This is a genomic window from Streptosporangium sp. NPDC087985 (assembly GCF_044741965.1).
In the GTDB taxonomy this organism is placed as follows: Bacteria; Actinomycetota; Actinomycetes; order Streptosporangiales; family Streptosporangiaceae; genus Streptosporangium.
The window spans coordinates 1885-5142 of the sequence record NZ_JBIUTQ010000050.1; the positions used below are offsets into that span (position 1 = coordinate 1885).

Genomic DNA, 3258 nt, shown 5'->3' on the forward strand with positions numbered 1-3258 from the left:
CCGTTTGACCTCGTGCGGGGCCAGCCTCCTGCCAGACCAGCTCATCGGGTGATGGGTGTTGGTGGTGGGGTGGGTTTGGTCGCTGTCTGTTGTTTGAGATTTGCATAGTGGACGCGAGCATCTTTGTGGCCAAGTTTTTTAGGGCACACGGTGGATGCCTTGGCATCAGGAGCCGATGAAGGACGTGGGAGGCTGCGTTAAGCCCCGGGGAGTCGCCAACCTGACTTTGATCCGGGGATGTCCGAATGGGGAAACCTAGCACCAGTCATGTGGTGTTGCCTCCGCCTGAATGTATAGGGCGGTTGGTGGTAACGCGGGGAAGTGAAACATCTCAGTACCCGTAGGAAGAGAAAACAATTTAGTGATTCCGTGAGTAGTGGTGAGCGAAAGCGGATCAGGCTAAACCGTATGCGTGTGATAGCCGGCAGGCGTTGCGTGTGCGGGGTCGTGGGACCCTCTGACGGTTTCTGCCGAGACCGTAAACAGTGAGAAATCGATGAGGTAGTCGAAGCTTCTGGGAAGTTGCGCCGTAGACCGTGAGAGCCGGGTAGGCGAAATCTTGTCGACTGTTTGAGGGGATCCCAAGTAGCACGGGGCCCGAGAAATCCTGTGTGAATCTGCCAGGACCACCTGGTAAGCCTAAATACTCCCTGATGACCGATAGTGAACAAGTACCGTGAGGGAAAGGTGAAAAGCGCCCCGGTGAGGGGTCGTGAAATAGTACCTGAAACCGTGTGCCTACAAGCCGTAGGAGCGTAGACGTTTTCGGACGTCTGTGATGTGACTGCGTGCCTTTTGAAGAATGAGCCTGCGAGTTATGGTGTGTGGCGAGGTTAACCCGTGTGGGGAAGCCGTAGCGAAAGCGAGTCTGAATAGGGCGTTTGAGTCGCATGCTGTAGACCCGAAGCGGAGTGATCTAGGCATGGGCAGGTTGAAGCGCGGGTAAGACCGCGTGGAGGACCGAACCCACCAGGGTTGAAAACCTGGGGGATGACCTGTGTTTAGGGGTGAAAGGCCAATCAAACTCCGTGATAGCTGGTTCTCCCCGAAATGCATTTAGGTGCAGCGTTACGTGTTTCTTGCCGGAGGTAGAGCACTGGATGGCTAATGGGCCCTACAAGGTTACTGACGTCAGCCAAACTCCGAATGCCGGTAAGTGAGAGCGTAGCAGTGAGACTGCGGGGGATAAGCTCCGTAGTCGAGAGGGAAACAGCCCAGACCACCGACTAAGGCCCCTAAGCGTGTGCTAAGTGGGAAAGGATGTGGAGTCGCAGTGACAACCAGGAGGTTGGCTTAGAAGCAGCCATCCTTGAAAGAGTGCGTAATAGCTCACTGGTCAAGTGATTCCGCGCCGACAATGTAGCGGGGCTCAAGTACACCGCCGAAGTCGTGGCGTTCACACGTTAGCCGAGCCTTTGTGGTTTAGGTGTGTGGACGGGTAGGGGAGCGTCGTGCGGCCGGCGAAGCAGCAGAGTGATCTAGTTGTGGAGGCCGTGCGAGTGAGAATGCAGGCATGAGTAGCGAATCAGAAGTGAGAAACTTCTGCGCCGGATGACCAAGGGTTCCTGGGCCAGGCTAATCCGCCCAGGGTAAGTCGGGACCTAAGGCGAGGCCGACAGGCGTAGTCGATGGACAACGGGTTGATATTCCCGTACCCGCTGTGATGCGCCCATACTGAATCCAGTGATACTAAGGGTCCTTAAGCCCTCTAAAGCCTTCGGGCTTGGGGTGAGGCTGAACGCCTGGCCTGATCTGGTAGTAGGTAAGCGATGGGGTGACGCAGGAAGGTAGCCCATCCCAGGCGATGGTAGTCCTGGGGTAAGCATGTAGGGAGAGAGGTAGGCAAATCCGCCTCTCACGTATCCTGAGATGTGATGCCGAGCCGATTGTGGCGAAGTGGGTGATCCTATGCTGCCGAGAAAAGCCTCTAGTGAGTGTCATGGCGGCCCGTACCCGAAACCGACTCAGGTGGTCAGGTAGAGAATACCAAGGCGATCGGGTGAACTGTGGTTAAGGAACTCGGCAAATTGCCCCCGTAACTTCGGGAGAAGGGGGGCCTTCGCTGGTGATCAGACTTGCTCTGTGAGCTGGTGGGGGTCGCAGAGGCCAGGGGGAAGCGACTGTTTACTAAAAACACAGGTCCGTGCGAAGTCGTAAGACGATGTATACGGACTGACGCCTGCCCGGTGCTGGAACGTTAAGGGGACCGGTTAGCTGCACGTGTGTGGCGAAGCTGAGAACTTAAGCGCCAGTAAACGGCGGTGGTAACTATAACCATCCTAAGGTAGCGAAATTCCTTGTCGGGTAAGTTCCGACCTGCACGAATGGCGTAACGACTTCCCCGCTGTCTCAACCGCAGACCCGGCGAAATTGCACTACGAGTAAAGATGCTCGTTACGCGCAGCAGGACGGAAAGACCCCGGGACCTTCACTATAGCTTGACATTGGCGTTTGGAACGTCTTGTGTAGGATAGGTGGGAGACTGTGAAGCTGTCACGCTAGTGGTGGTGGAGTCATTGGTGAAATACCACTCTGGTCGTTTTGAACGTCTAACTTCGGTCCGTGATCCGGATCAGGGACAGTGTCTGGTGGGTAGTTTAACTGGGGCGGTTGCCTCCTAAAGAGTAACGGAGGCGCCCAAAGGTTCCCTCAGCCTGGTTGGCAATCAGGTGTCGAGTGTAAGTGCACAAGGGAGCTTGACTGTGAGACCGACGGGTCGAGCAGGAGCGAAAGCTGGGACTAGTGATCCGGCGGTGGCTTGTGGAAGCGCCGTCGCTCAACGGCTAAAAGGTACCCCGGGGATAACAGGCTGATCTTCCCCAAGAGTCCATATCGACGGGATGGTTTGGCACCTCGATGTCGGCTCGTCGCATCCTGGGGCTGGAGTAGGTCCCAAGGGTTGGGCTGTTCGCCCATTAAAGCGGTACGCGAGCTGGGTTTAGAACGTCGCGAGACAGTTCGGTCCCTATCCGCTGCGCGCGCAGGAGACTTGAAAGGAGCTGTCCCTAGTACGAGAGGACCGGGACGGACGAACCTCTGGTGTGCCAGTTGTTCCGCCAGGAGCACGGCTGGTTGGCTACGTTCGGAAGGGATAACCGCTGAAAGCATCTAAGCGGGAAGCTCGCCTTGAGATGAGGTCTCCCACCATGAGAGTGGGTAAGGCTCCCAATAGACGATTGGGTTGATAGGCCGGAGGTGGAAGCACAGTAATGTGTGGAGCTGACCGGTACTAATAGGCCGAGGACTTGACCACAAAGC

The 3258-nt window shown here is 56.4% G+C and carries 1 rRNA gene; it reads left to right on the forward strand.

The window, feature by feature from the left end:
• The first annotated feature begins 127 nt into the window (after nt 1-127).
• Nucleotides 128-3253: ribosomal RNA gene (locus ACIN94_RS32620) — 23S ribosomal RNA — on the forward strand.
• Nucleotides 3254-3258: the final 5 nt, after the last annotated feature.